Consider the following 17719-nt stretch of genomic DNA (forward strand, 5'->3'; position numbering starts at 1 on the left):
GTGGTTCCGCGAGCCCTGCGTTTGTGACCGAGAAGGCACCACCACATTGGCCGAGATGACTGAGACCGCCGATACCGACTTCCGCCATGCACAGCGGCACATCCGCCTGGACACGATCCTGCGGCTGCGCTGGCTGGCGGTGCTCGGCCAGCTCGCCGCGATCTTCATCGTGGCGCAGGGGCTGGAGTTCAACGTCGAGATCGTCCCCTGCGTCAGCATCATCGCGCTGTCGGCGGCGCTCAACCTGGCGCTCCAGACCGTGTCCAATCCGCTGCAACGGCTGGAGCCGATGCAGGCGGCCGGACTGCTCGCGCTGAACCTCGTGGAGCTGGCGGGGCTGCTGTTCTTCACCGGCGGACTGCAGAACCCATTCTCGTTCCTGTTCCTCGCGCCGGTGCTGATCTCGGCCACCGCGCTGCCGGCCCGCTTCACCTTCGGCCTCGGCCTGCTGGCGGTGGCCTGTGCCTCGGTGCTGTTCTTCTTCCATCTGCCGCTGCCCTGGGATTCCGACGATCCCCTGGTGCTACCGCCGATTTATCTCATCGGCATCTGGCTCTCGATCGTGCTCGCGATCGGCGTCACCAGCCTCTACTCGTTCCAGGTGACGGAGGAGGCGCGCAAGCTCGCCGACGCGCTGGCTGCGACCGAGCTGGTGCTGACTCGCGAGCAGCATCTGACCCAGCTCGACGGCCTGGCTGCCGCAGCCGCGCACGAGCTCGGCACGCCGCTCGCGACCATCTTCCTGATCTCGCGCGAGCTGGAAAAGACGGTGAAAGACCCAAGTTTCGCCGCCGACCTGAAAACCCTGCGCGAGCAGACCCAGCGCTGCCGCGACATCTTGAGCAAGATCACCCAGCTTTCCTCCGAAGGCGCGCCGTTCGACCGCATGAAAATGTCTGAGCTGATCGAGGAGGTGGTGGCGCCGCACCGCGATTTCGGCGTCGACATCAAGGTGCGGATCGCGGTCGCGGCCTTCGCCGAGCCGATCGGCTCGCGCAACCCGGCGATCCTCTACGGCGTCGGCAACATCGTCGAGAACGCGGTCGATTTCGCCCGCACCACCGTCGAGGTAAATGCATGGTGGAACAAGGAAACGATCGAGCTCGTGATCTCCGACGACGGCCCGGGTATCCCGCCCGACATCCTTAACCGGATCGGCGAGCCCTATTTGTCGCGGCGGCGCAATCTGGATGACGGCGGCGGCGAACGGCGCGGGCTCGGACTTGGCGTGTTCATCGCGCGCACCTTGCTGGAACGCACCGGGGCCAAGGTTTCGTTTACCAACCGGACCTTTCCGGAACACGGTGCTGTGGTTCACATCAGTTGGCCGAGAGAGCGTTTTGAGACTATCGAGACGCTCGAAGAAACAATAGGATAGCCCGCGACCTTGCGTCGCACGGCAGGGCCGATCGACTATTTGCGGCCTTGGCACCGCCTGATTGCGACGCCATATGTGGATGTGCAGAGAGAGGACAACACCTTGAACGCCATCGCCGAACTGAACGAACAGACCGACCGCTCGCTTCTCATCGTGGAGGACGACAAGCCGTTCCTGGAGCGGTTGTCGCGCGCGATGGAGACCCGTGGCTTTGCGGTGACGTCGTGTGACACCGTCTCGGATGGCCTCGCGCAGATCGGCAAGGCCGCGCCCGCATTCGCCGTGGTGGATCTGCGGCTCGGCGACGGCAATGGTCTCGACGTCGTCTCCGCGCTGAAGAAGAAGCGCCCCGAAGCCCGCGCGATCGTGCTGACCGGCTATGGCAACATCGCCACCGCCGTGACCGCCGTGAAGATGGGTGCGATCGATTATCTGTCGAAGCCCGCGGATGCCGACGACGTCGTCGCCGCGCTGCTCTCGACCAGCTCGGAAAAATCCGAGTTGCCGACCAACCCGATGTCCGCCGACCGCGTCCGCTGGGAGCACATCCAGCGCATCTACGAGATGTGCAACCGCAACGTCTCGGAGACGGCGCGCAGACTGAATATGCACCGTCGTACGTTGCAGCGGATTCTGGCCAAGCGCGCGCCGCGGTAACGGTCTCGTAGGGTGGGCAAAGGCGCGTAGCGCCGTGCCCACCATCCCTGCTTCAATCGTGGTTGGTTGAAATGGTGGGCACGCTTCCGCCTTCGCTCTTCGAGCTACGGCGGACAAGTCGCTTTGCCCACCCTACGGCGTCCGCGCCCGCGGCGCCGCTATTCCCAAAAATCCGCGTGGCCCTGCGGGTCGACCAGACGGTTGATCCGCAAGGCTGCCGCCATGGCAAAACGCACCGTCATCTGCTTGCGCGTGGCAGCGGCGATCTTGTGCTCGGGCGCCTCGCAGTGCAGATGCGCGCCGTAGGCGTCCGCGATGATCAGGCCGGTGTCTTGCGGGAAGATCTCGCACGGCAGATCCTGCGTGAAGGCGAAGAACAGCCGATCGCAATGGGCGCGGTATTCGTGCCATTTCTGGTCGGCACGCAAATCCTCGACCGACGATTTGATCTCCACGATCCAGATCTCGCCGCGCTCGTTGAGCGCCACCAGATCGGCGCGCCGGCCCGACGGCAGCGGCAGTTCGCTGATGCAGGTAAAGCCGAGCGAGCGTAAGAGCCGCGCCGTGCCGCGCGCGATCGCCAGCGCCGTCTCGGACTGGCGGCGGTCGGGCGGCGGAACCAGGGCGATGTTGCGGGCGGTGCTGTCCATGGGGGGAGCTTAGCCGATTCCGGTGGGCCCGTCATTCCGGGGCGCGCGGCTTGTCCGCCGTAGCTCGAAGAGCGAAAGCGGAAGCGCGAGCCCAGAATCCATAACCACAGGGAGGAGTTGTGGGGCGAAGCCGGCAACCCCGAGTCTTCGCAAAACCACTCCCTGTGGCTATGGGTCCCGGGCTCGCGACTTCGTCGCGCCCCGGGACGACAGCGGAGCGCGGGAACCTCCCCTTCCCCACGCACTTATCACGCAGCCGCCGCACCTCGGCGGAGCATCGAGGCGGCGCGCGCATGATCGACGATCTCTGGTACAAGAACGGCGTGATCTACTGCCTCTCCGTCGGCACCTATATGGATGCCAATGGCGACGGCGTCGGCGACTTCAAGGGCCTGCTGCGGCGGCTCGACTATTTGCACGGCCTCGGCATCACCACGATCTGGCTGATGCCGTTCCAGACCTCGCCGGGCCGCGACGACGGCTACGACATCGCCGACTATTACAGCGTCGATTCCCGCTACGGCACGCTCGGCGACTTCGTCGAATTCACCCATGGCTGCAAACAGCGCGGCATCCGCATCATCATCGACCTCGTCGTCAACCACACCTCCGACCAGCATCACTGGTTCAAGGAGGCGCGGCGCGACAAGAATTCGCCCTATCGCGACTGGTATGTGTGGTCGGACAAGAAGCCGGCCGGCGCCAACAAGGGTATGGTGTTTCCCGGTGTGCAGAAATCGACCTGGACGCGCGACAAGGAAGCCGGCGCCTGGTTCTTCCACCGCTTCTACGATTTCCAGCCCGACCTCAACACCTCGAACCCGCGCGTGCAGGCCGAGATCCTGAAGATCATGGGCTTCTGGATCCAGCTCGGCGTGTCCGGCTTCCGCATGGACGCCGTGCCGTTCGTGATCGCCACCAAGGGCGCGAAGGTGAAGAAGCCGGTCGAGCAGTACGACATGCTGCGCGTGTTCCGCGAATTCCTGCAATGGCGGCAGGGCGACGCCATCATCCTCGCCGAAGCCAACGTGCTGCCGGAAACCGACATGGAATATTTCGGCCGCGACGGCGACCGCATGCACATGATGTTCAACTTCCACGTCAACCAGCATCTGTTCTATGCGCTGGCATCCGGCGACTCGCGTCCGCTGGCGAAGGCGCTGAAGGCGACCAGGCCACGGCCGGCCAGCGCGCAATGGGGCCTGTTCCTGCGCAATCACGACGAGCTCGATCTGGGACGCCTGACCAAGGCGCAGCGCAACATCGTGTTCAAGCGCTTCGGACCGGACAAGGACATGCAGCTCTACGATCGCGGCATTCGCCGCCGCTTCGCGCCGATGCTCGGCGGCGACCGAAGGCGGCTCGAGCTCGCCTACAGCCTGATGTGCACGCTGCCGGGGACGCCTGTCATCCGCTACGGCGACGAGATCGCGATGGGCGACGATCTCGCGCTGCCGGAGCGCAATTGCGCGCGCACGCCGATGCAATGGTCGACCGAGCCGCATGGCGGCTTCACCAAGAGCAACAAGCCGGCATGCCCGGTCATCGACACCGGCCCCTACGGCTACGAGCACGTCAATGTCGCGAAACAGCGGCGCGATCCCAATTCCATGCTGAACTGGACCGAGCGCATCGTCCGCATGCGCAAGGAGGTGCCCGAGATCGGCTGGGGCGACTTCGCGATCATTCCGACGCGCGATCCCGCCATGTTCATCATGCGCTACGACTGGCGCAACAATTCCGTGCTGTTCGTGCACAATCTGGATGAGAAGCCGCGCGAGATCGCGTTCTCGGCGGGATTGCCCGGCGACGCCGGCGCGCACCTGATCAACCTGCTCGCGGAGGATCACAGCCACGCCGACAAGCGCGGCCAGCATCGCGTCGTGCTGGAGCCCTATGGCTATCGCTGGTACCGCGTCGGCGGGCTGGATTATCTCTTGAAGCGGAGTGATATCGACGGGAATACGGCGGGCAACAAGCATCCGGGGTGATGTCGAGATGCCGTGGCCTGCACCGCTGCTTCAAGGATCGTCATTGCGAGCGTCGCGAAGCAATCCAGACTTTCGCCGCGAAAAGATTCTGGATTGCTTCGCTGCGCTCGCAATGACGGGGAGATAGCGGTGGCCACCTCTTAGCTCTGCTCTTGCGGGACGACAGCTAGGTATGTGGCTGCATCACCACCACGCCCTCGTTCCCGCGCAGGTCCAGCACGCCTTCCAGCCTCTCGCCCTCGCGATCCAGAAACGTCGACAGCAAGATCTCGCTGTCGAAACGGATCGCACTGGTGGTCACGGCGATCGGGTCGGGCCCGAGATTGAGCACGACGATCACCGCGGTGCCCTCCGCCTCGCGGCGATAGATCAGGAGATCGCCTTGCGCCGCGATCGGATGGTAGTCGCCCTCGACCAGCGCCGGAGATGCCTTCCGCAAGGCAATCAGCCGCTTGTACAGACTGAGGATCGAACGCGAATCGGCTTCGAGGTCGGCGACGTTCTCGTGGATATGGTCCTCCGGCAGCGGCAGCCAGGGCCTTACGCCGGAGAAGCCGCTGGCCGGCGACGCATCCCACTGCATCGGCGTCCGGCAGCCGTCGCGCCCGACGCCGATGCCGGGCACGTTCTTCTCGAAGGGATCGCGCACGTCCGCAGGCGCAATTGCCAGCTGATGCATGCCGATCTCGTCGCCGTAATAGAGCGTCGGCGTACCGCGCAGGGTCAGCAGCAGCATGGCGGCGACGCGGGCCTGCTCCGGCCCGACACGGCTTGCGACGCGCGGACGATCGTGATTGCCGAGCACCCAGTTCGGCCAGGCGCCCTTCGGCAGCGCCTTCTCGTAATCCTCGACGATTGTCTCGATCGAGCGCGCGCTCCAGAACGTCGAGAGCAGCGCGAAGTTGAACGGCATCTGCGCGCCGGTGAGATCGTTGCCGTAATAGGCCATCAGCCGGTGCAGCGGCAGATAGATCTCGCCGATCAGCACGCGGTCGCGATATGCATCCGTGACGCGCCGCATCTCGGCGATGACGTCATGCACCTCCGGCTGGTCGGTGGAGTATTGCGTCAGGATCTTCTCGTTCGGCGGCCGGCCCTCGACGTAATGCGGGTTCGGCGGGTTGTCGCGGAATTCGGCATCCTTGATCAGGTGCCAGATCACGTCGACGCGGAAGCCGTCGACGCCCTTCTCCAGCCAGAACCGCATCGCGTCGTAGATCGCCACGCGGACATCCGGATTGCGCCAGTTGAGATCCGGCTGCTCGGCAAGGAAGGCGTGGTAGTAATACTGACCTGCCGTCTCGTCGAACTGCCAGGCGCTGCCGCCGAATTCGGACAGCCAGTTGTTCGGGACCCCGCCATCGGCGGCCGGATCGCGCCAGACGTACCAGTCGCGCTTGGGATTATCGCGCGAGGACCGGCTCTCGACGAACCAGGGATGCTGGCTCGATGTGTGGTTCGGCACGAGGTCGAGGATCAGCTTCAGGCCGTTGTCATGCGCAGCCGCGAGCAGCGCATCGAAATCTTCCATCGTGCCGAACAGCGGATCGATGCCGGTATAGTCGGAGATGTCGTAGCCGAAATCGGCCATCGGCGAGGGAAAGATCGGCGACAGCCAGATCGCGTCGACGCCGAGCGATTTCACGTAAGGCAGCCGCCGCAAAATGCCGGCGAGATCGCCGACGCCGTCACCGTCTGTGTCCTGAAAGGAGCGCGGGTAGATCTGATAGAAGATGCCGTCGCGCCACCAATTGTCGCCGCCCTGAGCCATGCCGGAAAACCCACCCAAAAATCTGCGTCTCGCGCGAGTGAACGCGGAACGAACGCTGCGGTTCAAACCAGCAGGCGAATTGGGACGGCCGTGTGACGGTAGGTGCGGCCGTTCCGGGGCGAGGCACGAATCTTTTGCTTGGCGGCATGGCAAAAATCGGCATTGTGAGGCCCATGACCGAGCAAAATGACACCCAAGAGTCCTCGCAAGCCAAGGCCGGCGCGATCATCGTCCCCGTGACGCTGTTCGAGCAGAACTGCACCATCATCTGGGACGAGCCCGGCAAGAAGGCCGTGGTGATCGACCCCGGCGGGGACGTGCCGAAGATTCTGGACGCGATCAAGCAGACCGGCGTCACCGTGGAGAAGATCTGGCTGACCCACGGCCATATCGACCATGTCGGCGGCGCGGCCGAATTGCGCGATGCGCTGAAGGTGCCGATCGAGGGGCCGCATGTCGCGGATAAATTCCTGCTCGACAACGTGGTCGAGAGCGGCGCCCGCTTCGGCATGACAGGCGGCCGCAATTTCGAGCCGGACCGCTGGCTCGACGAGGGTGACAGTGTGTCGATCGGCGGGCTGCATTTCGACATTCTGCACTGCCCGGGCCACTCGCCCGGCAGCGTGGTGTTCTTCAACAAGGACTTGCGCTTTGCCCATGTCGGCGACGTGCTGTTTGCCGGCTCGGTCGGGCGCACCGACCTGCCTGGCGGCAGTCACGCCACGCTGATCAACTCGATCACGACCAAGCTTTTGCCGCTCGGCGACGACGTCGGCTTCATCTGCGGCCACGGCGCCGGCTCGAGCATCGGCCAGGAACGGATGACCAATCCGTTCATCACCGGTGAGATGTGAGCGTTACTCGGCGGCCTCCGCCAACGCTGCCGTCTCACTGAGGTTGCGCTCGCCCCATTCGCGGATCGCCGCAACGACCGGCACGAAGCTCTTGCCCTTGCGGGTCAGGCGATACTCGACCTTCGGCGGCACCTCGCCAAAATCCTTGCGGTCGATCAGGCCGCTTTGGGTCAGCGCCTTCAATTCGCGGCTGAGCACGCGCGGGGTGATCTCGGCGCTGCCGGCCATGCCGCGCAACAGGCCGCTCCTGATCTCGCCATAGCGGCGCGGACCGTCCCTGAGGTCCCAGACGATGCGGAGCTTGTACTTGCCGCTGATCATCTTCTGAAACGCAGCGACCGGGCAGGCGCGAGCCGGAATTGCCTTTGCCATGTCGTCTCCTCCATGCGCAGCCAGCCATTCTTGTTTTGACGCGTTTTCTTTACGCGAACCGGTATCCACTTCGCTCGAAAACGCTATGCGAAAGCGACGGCGAAAAAGTCCATACTATCAATTTTGTCCATACTTGCAGGGTCGCCTGCAAGGCGCAGATGATGGCGCACATGACGAACAGGGAGCGTCACATGAAGCACTTCATGATCAGGTACGAATTCAGGAACGGCACGACGCAAGCCTGGCACCAGGAGATCGGCCGCTTCATCAAGGCGATCGAAGGCGATCCGGAGTTGAAGGGGCGGATCGGCTATCGGGTCCTGAAGAACCGCGACGACGCCAGCTACTTCCACCTCGCCAGCGTCACCGACGAGGCCGCGCAAAAAGCGCTGCAATCGCGCGACTTCTTCAAGGCCTATCAGGAGATGACGCGGAAGGTCGCCGGCGGCGAGGTGACCGTGGCGCCGATCGAATGGATCGATCAGACGGCGTAGCCGTCATTCCGGGGCGCGCGACTACGTCGCGCCCCGGGACGACAGTGGGGTTACTTCATCAATCCCGCGGCGGTCAGCGCGCGGGTGATGATCTGGCCGAGATCGAAGCCGCGCGCCGCCGCGCGCTTCGGTTCGGCCGACTCTTCGGCGATTGCGGCACGGATCGAGCGGGCGAGATGCGGCGCGGGTGAAAGCGCCGGCTGCAACGTCCCGGGCCCGGCCTTCTTCCCGGCCGCGTCCGGAATCCAGCCGGTGAGGCCGAAGAACTTCGCGATGTGGTACGACGAGGAAATACCGGCCTCGATCAGGAACGCGCCTTCGATGCCGTAACGCTGATCATTGTCGGCGAGGCCGAGCGGCGTGCCGTGGGCCATGTCGGTGATGGCGTAGGACTCGACCAGCGTCTCGCCGTCCTTGTTCCACCAGGCCTGGCGCGGATAGCCGTCGACGATGGTCTCCGCCATCGGCACGGCCGGCAGATCGTGCAAATCGAGCCACTGCTTGACGATCTCGCTGGCGTTGCCGGGATTGACGGTGCGGTCGGCGCTGCCGTGCCACACCGACATCTTCGGCCAGGGCCCGCGATGGTTCGAGGCGCGCCGCACGAAATCGCCGAGCTCGCGCTCCGGCCGCGCCGGCGAATGAAACATGCCGTCCAGCGCCTCGCGCAGGTTCGAGGCGATGCCATAGGGCAACCCGGCGATCACCGCGCCGGCCGCGAAGACTTCCGGATAGGTCGCGAGCATCACCGACGTCATGCCGCCGCCGGCGGAGAGACCGGTGATGAAGACGCGCCTGGGATCGATGCGGTGCGCTTCGGCCATATGCGCGATCATCTCGCGAATCGACCGCGCCTCGCCGCCGTCCCGCGCAGTGTCTTCCGGATTGAACCAGTTGAAGCAGGTGTTGCCGTTGTTGACGCGCTGCTGCTCGGGCATCACCAGCGCGAAGCCGTAATGCTTCGCGAGCGTCGACCATCCCGCACCGAGATCGTAGCTAGCGGCGGTCTGGCCGCAGCCATGCAGCACGACGACGAGCGCGCGCGGCTTCTGGAGCTGCGCCGGCACGAACGCGAACATGCGCAGGCTTCCGGGATTGTCGCCGAAGCCCGTGACTTCTTCCAACGGGCTGGACACGTCCGCGCTCCGGCCGAATTCGGCAAGGCGCAGACCATCCACCTTTGGCAGATGTCTCAAGAGAGCAAGATTTTTGGCAAGCGACACGGCAACTCCTGGCAGGCGACGTTCAACGTTCACCCAAACCAAATAGTTGCTGCGGTGCAAAATAAAAAGCCCGTGTGCTGTCAATCACCCGAAATCACGCAGAAATCCGCAGGAATCCGCATAGATTAACCGCAATGCCTCAACTTCATGCAGAGACGCGGCGCATCCACGCCAGAAATGCGGCGCAGATCGTGATTAACGCCGCAAACACGGCGAGCGAAACGAACAAGCCTGCGCGCGCTGATTGCAGCGCTTCAACCGTGAAGAACACCGCGCCGATTGCGGCCACTCCGGCCGCATTTCCGATCTGCGCCGTCGTGCCGTACATGCCGGACGCCGAGCCTGCCGCGACAGGCTTCACCGTCGAGAGCACCGCACCGGATAGCGGCGCCATCACCAGCCCCTGCCCGTAGCCGAAGATGATCATGACGAGTGCAAGCAAGATCGGCGCTGGCGCATCGATATAACCTGTGACCAGCGCGAGTGCGGCGAGGCCCGCGATCTGCAGCATGCAGCCTTCGATCAAGACCTTGGTCCCGCGACGGCGCGCCCGCGCGCCGCTGTGACGCGATGCGACCACGAAAGCCAGCGCGAGCGGAATGAAGGCCATGCCGGCCGCGAGCGGCGGGATCTTCAGACCGCGCTGCATGAACAGCGTCATGACGAGATAGAACGAGAGATTGGCGACGAAGAAAAAGAACGCCGCGCCGAGCCCGCGCAGGAAGGCTGCGTCGGACAGCAGCGTCAGATCGATCAGCGGCATGCCGCCGGCGCGCGCCACCGCATGCTCGAGCTTCAAGAACGCGACAAGGATGGCGCCGCCGCTCGCCATCACGGCCCATAGCCAAGGCGCCCAGCCGACATCGTGACCGAACAGCAGCGGTCCGATCAGGCACAACAGCCCCGCGAACAGCACCATGCTCCCCTTGATGTCGAGCCGCGTGCCGGCCCGGCGCGGCACCGACGGCATGATGCGCCAGGCGGCGGCCGCAATGACGAGGCCGCAGGGCACGTTGACGAAGAACACCGAGCGCCAGCCGGTCCCGGCGAGGTCGATCGTGACCAGGAGACCACCGAGCAGGAAGCCCGCGGCGCCTGCGAGCCCGAGCACGATGCCGTAGATGGCGAAAGCGCGGCTGCGCTGTTCGTCGGTGAACAGCAGATGCAGTGTCGCCAGCACCTGCGGTACCATCAACGCTGCAGTCGCGCCCTGCGCCAGCCGCGCGATGATCAGCTCCGCGCCAGATTGCGCGAGGCCGCACCACAGCGAGGTCACCGTGAAGCCGAGCACGCCGGCCAGGAAGACATTCTTCGTGCCGTGGATGTCGCCGAGGCGACCACCGGTGACGACAAGTGTCGCGTAGGCGATCAGGTAGATTGCGATGACGGATTCGATCTGCGCCGGCGTTGCATGCAGATCGACCGCGATGGTCGGAATGGCGACGTTCACGATGAAGGCATCGACGCCGAACATGAACTGCGCGGCGACGACGATCGCCAGCACTCCCCAGCGGCGCGACGAATCGACTGGTTTTGTGACGGTTTGATGCATTTTCGCGCGAGCCTTCAGCGATTTATTTGCGCGCAAAACTCGCAGATCGGCGTCATCGGTGCGATTACCTCCGAGGTAGGACTTGCTTTCCCCTTGCCGCTTTGGCCCGATTGCTGCATGTCGGTTCCCACTGGTTTTGCGGGCGCGGAAGTCTTCCGGATGTACGACTACGACATGGTGGTGATCGGCTCGGGCCCGTCGGGGCGCCGGGCCGCGGTGCAATGTGCCAAGCTCGGCAAGGCCGTGCTGGTGGTGGAGAAGGGCCGGCGGGTCGGCGGCGTCTCCGTCCACACCGGCACAATTCCTTCAAAGACCCTGCGCGAGACCGTGCTCAATCTGTCCGGCTGGCGCGAGCGCGGCTTTTACGGCCGCTCCTACAAGGTGAAGCAGGACATCGCGGCGAGCGACCTGATGATCCGCTTGCAGAAGACGCTCGATCACGAGGTCGAGGTGCTCGAGCATCAGTTCAGCCGCAATCTGGTCCGCACCGCCAATGGCGAGGCGCGCCTGGTCTCGCCACACGAAGTGGAGATCACCAGCGCGATCGGCGAAGTGAAGGTGGTGTCGGCCGCTTTCATCCTGATCGCCTGCGGCACGCGCCCGTTCCGCCCGGACTACGTGCCGTTCGACGGCACCACCGTGCTCGACAGCGACGAGATCATCGAGCTGCCAAAGCTGCCGCGCAGCCTGGCCGTGATCGGCGCCGGCGTAATCGGCGTCGAATACGCCACGATCTTCAGCGCGCTCGACGTGCCGGTGACCCTGATCGAACCGCGGCCGACCTTCCTCGATTTCATTGACAAGGAATTGATCGACGAGTTCGTGCACGAGCTGCGCGACCGCAACGTCGCGCTGCGGCTCGGCGCCAAGGTCAACGCTATCGAGAAGACCGCGCAGGGTGGCATCGTCACGAACCTTTCGGACGGGCGGCACGTCACCACGGAAATGCTGCTGTTCGCGGCGGGGCGCGTCGGCGCGACCGACCGGCTCAACCTCGAAGCCGCCGGCATCGTCGTCGATCATCGCGGCCGCATCTCGGTCGATCCTGTCACCTTGCAAACCAGCGTGCCGCACATCTACGCCGCCGGTGACGTGATCGGCTTTCCGAGCCTCGCTTCCACCTCGATGGAGCAGGGACGCGTCGCCGCCTGCCACGCGCTCGGCATGGAGCCGCTCGCGCCGCCGGAGTTCTTCCCCTACGGCATCTATTCGGTGCCGGAGATATCGACCACAGGGCTCACCGAAGAAGAGGTGCGCACGCGCGGCATTCCCTACGAGGTCGGCATCGCGCGCTTCCGCGAGACTTCCCGCGGCCACATCATGGGGCTGAACAGCGGCATGATGAAGATGATCTTCTCGACCAAGACGCGCCGGCTGCTCGGCGTGCACATCCTCGGCGAAGGCGCCACCGAGCTGATCCATATCGGCCAGGCCGTGCTGAACCTCAAAGGCACCATCGACTATTTCATCCAGAACACGTTCAACTATCCGACGCTGGCGGAGGCGTACAAGATCGCCGGGCTGGATGCGTGGAACAGGATGACGCGGTGATGTTCTCTTACCTCTCCCCGCTTGCGGGGAGAGGTCGGATCGCTCTTGCGATCCAGGTGAGGGGGTACAGGTCTCACGACGATCTCATCTGCGGAGAGAGGCCCCTCACCCCGCCCTCTCCCCGTAAGAACGGGGAGAGGGAGACGAGATACCTGATCTCGCCTCAGCACATATCTGCATTCCGCCGCGCGGGACATCGCGCGATTGCGTTCAGTGCCCCCACCACGTAGCCTCATCGCCTCAACAAACAGAAAATTCAGCCGGAGAGAACGCCATGGCGCGCCTGAAGTTCGGAGCCTTCCTTGCCCCGCATCACCCGATCGGGGAGCATCCGATGCTCCAGTTCCGGCGCGATCTCGACCTGGTCGAGCAGCTCGACGCGCTCGGCTATGACGAGTTCTGGTGCGGCGAGCACCATTCCTCCGGCTGGGAGATGATCGCCTCGCCCGAGATGTTTCTGGCCGCGGCCGGCGAGCGCACCAAGCGGATCAAGCTCGGCACCGGCGTGGTGTCGCTGCCCTATCATCATCCCTTCAACGTTGCCCAGCGCATGGTGCAGCTCGACCACATGACCGGCGGCCGCGCCATCTTCGGCTCCGGTCCCGGTGCGCTGGCGTCGGACGCGCACACGCTCGGCATCGACCCGATGACGCAGCGCGACCGCCAGGACGAGGCCATCGGCGTGATCCGCCGACTGTTCAACGGCGAGCGCGTCACCGCCAGGAGCGACTGGTTCACCATGAACGACGCCGCGCTCCAGATCCTGCCCTTGCAGGAGGAGATGCCGTTCGTGGTGGCCTCGCAGATCTCGCCCTCGGGCATGACGCTCGCCGGCAAATACGGCATCGGCATCATCTCGCTGGGCTCGATGACGACGCAGGGCTTGATGTCCCTGCAACAGCAATGGCAGTTCGCCGAGGACGCCGCCAAGAAGCACGGCACCAAGGTGGATCGGGCGAACTGGCGCGTGCTGCTGACCTGGCACCTCGCCGAGACCCGCGAGCAGGCCCGCCGCGAAGCCGGCGCCGGCCTGATGCGCTGGCACAACGAATACAATGTCGGCACGCTGCAGCGGCCGGGCCTGACCGCGTTCGCCTCACCCGACGAGGCCGTGGACAAGACCGCTTTCGTCGAGGGTGCGGCCTCCGTCATCGGCACGCCCGACGACCTCGTCAAGATGATCAAGAACGTGATGCAGGTGTCGGGCGGCGTCGGCGCCGTGATCGGCTTCGTGCACGATTGGGCCAACCCCGAGAATACCCGCCGAAGCTGGGACCTGGTGGCACGTTACGTCGTGCCTGAAATCAACGGCTATATCGACGGACTGCGCAAGTCGCAAAAGTTCGTGATCGAGAACCGCGCGATCTTCGAACGCGCCGGGCAGGCGGTGATGGCGAAGATCATGGAGAACGAGAAGGCCGCAGAGGCCCTGAAGGTCACCGGCGCCGGCCGCGTCGCCATTCCCGCCGTCAACGCCCCGGATTTGCAGAAGGAAGCGGCGAAGCGGTAAGGCCCGTTGGGACTACGCATGTAACGACGTTCACAAGAAAGACATACCGGCCTGTGCTATGCTGACCCCGGTCAGCTGGCGCGGGCCGTAGTCATCTGTGTTCGCGCGCCTGTTCGGTCGGTCAACCGGAGCAACCGTCATGTCGATGCAGAATGTGGCCGCCCCTGCGCTTCAGTTCACCGCGCCCAGGCGCAACGAGCTGACGCACATCCCCGGCGACGAGGGCTGGCCGGTCATCGGCAAGACCTTTCAGGTGCTCGCCGATCCCAAGGGACATATCGAGGCGAACGGCGCCAAATACGGCCCGGTCTACCGCACCCATATTTTCGGCGAGACCAATGTCGTGCTGCTCGGCCCCGAGGCCAACGAGCTCGTGCTGTTCGACCAGCAAAAGCTGTTCTCGTCGACCCATGGCTGGAACAAGGTGCTCGGCCTGTTGTTTCCGCGCGGCCTGATGCTGCTCGATTTCGACGAGCACCGGCTGCATCGCAAGGCGCTGTCGGTCGCGTTCAAGTCGGGGCCGATGAAGTCGTACCTGAGCGATCTCGACCACGGCATCGCCGCGCGCGTCGCGCAGTGGAAGGCGAAACCTGGCGAGATGAAGCTCTATCCGGCAATGAAGCAGCTCACGCTCGACCTCGCGGCGGCGTCCTTCCTCGGCGCCGATATCGGGCCGGAGGTCGACGAGATCAACCGCGCGTTCGTCGACATGGTCGCGGCCGCGGTCGCCCCGATCCGCCGGCCGCTGCCGGGCACGCAGATGGCGGCCGGCGTGAAGGGACGCAAGCGCATCGTCGCCTATTTCCGAGAGCAGATCCCGCTGCGACGCGGCAATCACGGCGGCGACGACCTGTTCTCGCAGCTCTGCCGGGCCACCCACGAGGATGGCGCCCTGCTCTCCGAGCAGGACATCATCGACCATATGAGCTTCTTGATGATGGCGGCGCACGACACGCTGACCTCGTCGCTGACCTCCTTCATCGGCGAGCTCGCCGCCAATCCGGACTGGCAGGATAGATTGCGCGCAGAGGTTCTTGCTTTGGGACTCGCACCGGGTTCGCCGAGCAGCTTCGACGACCTCGAAAAAATGCCACTGTCGGAGATGGCGTTCAAGGAGGCCCTGCGGATCAAGCCGCCGGTGCCGTCGATGCCGCGCCGCGCGATGCGCGATTTCACCTTCAAGGGTTTTACGATTCCGGCCGGCACCGCCGTCGGCGTCAATCCGCTCTACACCCACCACATGAAGGACATCTGGCCGGAGCCGGATCGCTTCGATCCCTTGCGCTTCACCGAGGAAGCCCAGCGCAACCGGCATCGCTTCGCCTGGGTGCCGTTCGGCGGCGGGGCGCATATGTGCCTCGGTCTGCACTTCGCCTACATGCAGGCGAAGTGTTTTGCGCGACACTTCCTGCAGAACATCGAGGTGTCGCTGGAGCCGGGCTACAAGCCAGACTGGCAGATGTGGCCGATCCCGAAGCCGCGGGACGGGTTGAAGGTGCGGGTGAAGGCGGTGTAGGCACCGCTCTCGTAGGGTGGGCAAAGGCGCGTAGTGCCCACCATTCCTCGCGAAGAAAGCATTGGTGGGCACGCTTCGCTTTGCCCACCCTACGGCGCCGTCGCCCACAGCGACTACGCCCCTTGATCGAACGCCTTGCGCATGGCGACGTAGCCCTGTTGCTGCTGGCTCCAGTTGCGGCCGCCGGTGACGGCGCCGTCGACGACGAGATCGTGTCCGTTGACGAAGCTGGATTCGTCGCTCGCCAGAAACACCGCGGCCTGCGCGATGTCATCAGGGAGGCCCGCGCGCGGGATCGGCTGTGCGGTCTTGAAGACTTCGCGCATCACGGCCGGCGTCGCCTCCGCGGCATCGGTCGCGAGCCCCAGCGCCTTGCCGAAAATGCCGGTCGCGATCGCGCCGGGCGAGATCGAGTTGACGCGCACGTTGGACTCGCCGAGCTCCATCGCCACGCATTTGGTGAGATGGATCACCGCCGCCTTGGCCGCGCCATAGACGACCGAGGAGGAAAAGCCGGCGAGACGGCCTGCGATGCTGCCATTGTTGATGATGCTGCCAGACCCCTGCTTCTTCATGACGGGCGCGGCATGCTTCATGCCGAGCATGACGCTGCGCACCAGGGTCGCCATCGCCGCGTCGAACCGCTCGACATCGAGGCCTTCAATGCCCCCGGTCTGCGCCGGGCCGCCGGCATTGTTGAACAGGCAGTCGATCCGGCCGAACTTCTCCACCGCGAGCGCGATCAGCGCCTGCATCTGCGCTTCGACCGTCACGTCGGTCTGGCGAAAGATGCAATTGACCCCGAGCTGCTTCGCCAGCGCCTCGCCTTCCGGTATGCGCCGCCCCGCGATCACAATTTTGGCACCTTCGGCAACGAAGACTTCCGCGGTACGCAAGCCGATCCCGCTCGTCGCGCCCGTAATCACCGCAACCTTGCCATCCAACCTACCCATGGAATGTTCCTGTTTTCGAATGATTTGATGTCAAATGGCGGACGCCGATCGATCTCGGCGCCGCGACGGTCACTATTCCTGCCGGTCCGCGACAAGGCAAGCTTTGCTTGTGCATGCGACATGCGTAACATTCCCGCTCCTCTCTCGATTTACGCGCGCATAGCGCAACCGGGCCGGGCATGGAGAAGCTGATCGACGAATTCCGCAAGGGCTGGCAGGGCGTGGCGCCGCCGTCGCTCGCGCTGAGTCTCGGCTTCGCGGTTGCCTGCCTGCTGGTTGCGACGGTGGCGCGCTGGGGTCTCGCGCATGTGCGGCCCGACGTCTACTTCACCCCGTATTTTCCGGCCGTGTTCTTTGCCGCCGCATTCGGCGGCTTGCGGATCGGCATCATCACCGCGCTGGTCGGCGGCGTGCTCGGCGTCGTCGTCAATTTCAGCGACGCTTTTGCCGATCGCTCCAGGTTCACCTTGCTGACCCTCTATTGGGGCGTCTCCGCACTCACCATCTGGGGCGTCGAGCATTATCGCGCGATGCTGGCGGAGCAGCGCCGGATTTCCAAACGCCTGATCGAGGAGGAAGAGTATCGCAAGCTGCTGGTCGACGAGCTCCAGCACCGGCTGAAGAACAAGCTGTCGACTGCGCATGCCGTGTTGCACCAGGTGCTGCACGACCAGCCGCAGGTCTGGGCCCGGATCGACCCGCGGCTACGGTCGCTGGCCGCAACCGACGATCTGATCTCGCGAATCGACAAGGGCGGCTGCGATATCCGCGATCTCCTGATCGCGGAGCTCGGACCTTACGGCCATGTCCGCTTCACGCTCAACGGCGACCGGCTGTTCCTGCCGCCGAAGCTCGCGGTCACGCTGTCGCTGATGTTTCACGAGCTCGCCACCAACGCGGGCAAGTATGGCGCGTTCTCCTCGCCGCGCGGATTATTGCAGGTGTCATGGACCGTCAATGGCGACCGCCTGACCGTCACCTGGGATGAAACCGAGGGCCCGAGCATCGACAAGGTCTCCGAGCCCGGCTTCGGCACCAAGCTGCTGAAGTCGGCGCTGTCGGCTTTCGACGGCAAGTCCGAGGTCTCGTATCTCAAGACCGGCCTGCATTGCATCATGCAATGCCGCATCCCGCAAAACGGCTAGACGCGGCACGAACGCAAGAGACGCGCGCTCCGCTCGCAGTTTCGCTTGGCGCGTTGACGCTCCGTTAATGACGATGGGTCGGGCGCGTCGCATCGCCGCAAA

15 protein-coding genes are annotated in these 17719 nt (G+C 64.6%); 9 read left to right on the forward strand and 6 right to left on the reverse strand.

Going from position 1 to position 17719, the window contains the following annotated elements:
• The first annotated feature begins 55 nt into the window (after window positions 1-55).
• Window positions 56-1378 carry an ActS/PrrB/RegB family redox-sensitive histidine kinase gene (locus tag AC5ZFO_RS15235; RefSeq protein ID WP_282522643.1) on the forward strand — a complete coding sequence of 441 codons (1323 nt, stop codon included), beginning with the start codon at window positions 56-58 and terminating at the stop codon, window positions 1376-1378.
• A 102-nt stretch (window positions 1379-1480) separates the two neighbouring features.
• Complete coding sequence (locus tag AC5ZFO_RS15240) at window positions 1481-2035, forward strand: ActR/PrrA/RegA family redox response regulator transcription factor (protein ID WP_014491094.1); 555 nt, start codon at window positions 1481-1483, stop codon at window positions 2033-2035.
• A gap of 158 nt (window positions 2036-2193) precedes the next feature.
• Here the strand turns inward: AC5ZFO_RS15240 and AC5ZFO_RS15245 are convergent, their stop codons facing one another.
• Complete coding sequence (locus AC5ZFO_RS15245) at window positions 2194-2685, reverse strand: MmcB family DNA repair protein (RefSeq protein WP_282522557.1); 492 nt, start codon at window positions 2683-2685, stop codon at window positions 2194-2196.
• Window positions 2686-2978: 293 nt separating this feature from the next.
• Here AC5ZFO_RS15245 and AC5ZFO_RS15250 point away from each other — a divergent pair, with 293 nt between their 5' ends.
• Window positions 2979-4676, forward strand: coding sequence for an alpha-amylase family protein (locus tag AC5ZFO_RS15250; protein WP_496122210.1), 1698 nt, complete (start codon window positions 2979-2981; stop codon window positions 4674-4676).
• A 166-nt stretch (window positions 4677-4842) separates the two neighbouring features.
• Here AC5ZFO_RS15250 and AC5ZFO_RS15255 read toward each other — a convergent pair whose 3' ends face one another.
• Window positions 4843-6447: an alpha-amylase family glycosyl hydrolase gene (locus tag AC5ZFO_RS15255; RefSeq protein ID WP_282522559.1), complete on the reverse strand. Its 1605-nt coding sequence runs from the start codon at window positions 6445-6447 to the stop codon at window positions 4843-4845.
• Window positions 6448-6620: 173 nt separating this feature from the next.
• Between AC5ZFO_RS15255 and AC5ZFO_RS15260 the strand changes: the two genes are divergently transcribed.
• Window positions 6621-7301 (forward strand): MBL fold metallo-hydrolase, encoded by a 681-nt coding sequence (locus AC5ZFO_RS15260; RefSeq protein WP_282522560.1) that lies wholly within the window; start codon window positions 6621-6623, stop codon window positions 7299-7301.
• A gap of 3 nt (window positions 7302-7304) precedes the next feature.
• Here the strand turns inward: AC5ZFO_RS15260 and AC5ZFO_RS15265 are convergent, their stop codons facing one another.
• The gene (locus tag AC5ZFO_RS15265) at window positions 7305-7673 is read right to left on the reverse strand and encodes a winged helix-turn-helix transcriptional regulator (RefSeq protein ID WP_282522561.1); all 369 of its coding nucleotides are present in this window, start codon (window positions 7671-7673) and stop codon (window positions 7305-7307) included.
• 191 nt (window positions 7674-7864) lie between these two features.
• On the opposite strand from AC5ZFO_RS15265, the gene AC5ZFO_RS15270 reads away from it, so the two are divergent.
• Window positions 7865-8167, forward strand: a complete 303-nt coding sequence (locus tag AC5ZFO_RS15270; protein ID WP_282522562.1) for a hypothetical protein — start codon at window positions 7865-7867, stop codon at window positions 8165-8167.
• A 50-nt stretch (window positions 8168-8217) separates the two neighbouring features.
• Here AC5ZFO_RS15270 and AC5ZFO_RS15275 read toward each other — a convergent pair whose 3' ends face one another.
• Together AC5ZFO_RS15275 and AC5ZFO_RS15280 are read right to left on the reverse strand one after the other, a co-directional pair.
• On the reverse strand, window positions 8218-9390 hold the full coding sequence (locus AC5ZFO_RS15275; protein ID WP_282522563.1) for an extracellular catalytic domain type 1 short-chain-length polyhydroxyalkanoate depolymerase: 1173 nt from the start codon (window positions 9388-9390) through the stop codon (window positions 8218-8220).
• A 145-nt stretch (window positions 9391-9535) separates the two neighbouring features.
• Window positions 9536-10942, reverse strand: a complete 1407-nt coding sequence (locus AC5ZFO_RS15280) for an MFS transporter (RefSeq protein WP_282522564.1) — start codon at window positions 10940-10942, stop codon at window positions 9536-9538.
• 159 nt (window positions 10943-11101) lie between these two features.
• On the opposite strand from AC5ZFO_RS15280, the gene sthA reads away from it, so the two are divergent.
• The 3 genes from sthA to AC5ZFO_RS15295 all read left to right on the forward strand — a co-directional run bounded on the left by sthA (window position 11102) and on the right by AC5ZFO_RS15295 (window position 15519).
• Complete coding sequence (gene sthA, locus AC5ZFO_RS15285) at window positions 11102-12493, forward strand: Si-specific NAD(P)(+) transhydrogenase (RefSeq protein WP_282522644.1); 1392 nt, start codon at window positions 11102-11104, stop codon at window positions 12491-12493.
• Window positions 12494-12767: 274 nt separating this feature from the next.
• Window positions 12768-14003, forward strand: a complete 1236-nt coding sequence (locus AC5ZFO_RS15290; protein WP_247313092.1) for an LLM class flavin-dependent oxidoreductase — start codon at window positions 12768-12770, stop codon at window positions 14001-14003.
• 139 nt (window positions 14004-14142) lie between these two features.
• Window positions 14143-15519, forward strand: a complete 1377-nt coding sequence (locus tag AC5ZFO_RS15295) for a cytochrome P450 (protein WP_282522565.1) — start codon at window positions 14143-14145, stop codon at window positions 15517-15519.
• 113 nt (window positions 15520-15632) lie between these two features.
• On the opposite strand, the gene AC5ZFO_RS15300 is transcribed toward AC5ZFO_RS15295, so the two are convergent.
• A complete protein-coding gene (locus tag AC5ZFO_RS15300) occupies window positions 15633-16472 on the reverse strand; it encodes an SDR family NAD(P)-dependent oxidoreductase (RefSeq protein WP_496122211.1) in 840 nt (279 codons plus the stop codon).
• A gap of 179 nt (window positions 16473-16651) precedes the next feature.
• Between AC5ZFO_RS15300 and AC5ZFO_RS15305 the strand changes: the two genes are divergently transcribed.
• Window positions 16652-17617, forward strand: coding sequence for a sensor histidine kinase (locus tag AC5ZFO_RS15305; protein ID WP_282522566.1), 966 nt, complete (start codon window positions 16652-16654; stop codon window positions 17615-17617).
• The last annotated feature ends 102 nt before the right edge of the window (window positions 17618-17719 follow it).

This window comes from Bradyrhizobium sp. Unk1, assembly GCF_059512345.1.

Excerpts from the sequence above, each read along its gene's own strand:
- AC5ZFO_RS15235 (WP_282522643.1), top strand. The coding sequence starts at position 56 with ATGACTGAGACCGCCGATACCGACTTCCGCCATGCACAGCGGCACATC.
- AC5ZFO_RS15245 (WP_282522557.1), bottom strand. The coding sequence starts at position 2,685 with ATGGACAGCACCGCCCGCAACATCGCCCTGGTTCCGCCGCCCGACCGC.
- AC5ZFO_RS15250 (WP_496122210.1), top strand. The coding sequence starts at position 2,979 with ATGATCGACGATCTCTGGTACAAGAACGGCGTGATCTACTGCCTCTCC.
- AC5ZFO_RS15255 (WP_282522559.1), bottom strand. The coding sequence starts at position 6,447 with ATGGCTCAGGGCGGCGACAATTGGTGGCGCGACGGCATCTTCTATCAG.
- AC5ZFO_RS15260 (WP_282522560.1), top strand. The coding sequence starts at position 6,621 with ATGACCGAGCAAAATGACACCCAAGAGTCCTCGCAAGCCAAGGCCGGC.
- AC5ZFO_RS15265 (WP_282522561.1), bottom strand. The coding sequence starts at position 7,673 with ATGGCAAAGGCAATTCCGGCTCGCGCCTGCCCGGTCGCTGCGTTTCAG.
- AC5ZFO_RS15270 (WP_282522562.1), top strand. The coding sequence starts at position 7,865 with ATGAAGCACTTCATGATCAGGTACGAATTCAGGAACGGCACGACGCAA.
- AC5ZFO_RS15280 (WP_282522564.1), bottom strand. The coding sequence starts at position 10,942 with ATGCATCAAACCGTCACAAAACCAGTCGATTCGTCGCGCCGCTGGGGA.
- sthA (WP_282522644.1), top strand. The coding sequence starts at position 11,102 with ATGTACGACTACGACATGGTGGTGATCGGCTCGGGCCCGTCGGGGCGC.
- AC5ZFO_RS15290 (WP_247313092.1), top strand. The coding sequence starts at position 12,768 with ATGGCGCGCCTGAAGTTCGGAGCCTTCCTTGCCCCGCATCACCCGATC.
- AC5ZFO_RS15295 (WP_282522565.1), top strand. The coding sequence starts at position 14,143 with ATGTCGATGCAGAATGTGGCCGCCCCTGCGCTTCAGTTCACCGCGCCC.
- AC5ZFO_RS15300 (WP_496122211.1), bottom strand. The coding sequence starts at position 16,472 with ATGGGTAGGTTGGATGGCAAGGTTGCGGTGATTACGGGCGCGACGAGC.
- AC5ZFO_RS15305 (WP_282522566.1), top strand. The coding sequence starts at position 16,652 with ATGGAGAAGCTGATCGACGAATTCCGCAAGGGCTGGCAGGGCGTGGCG.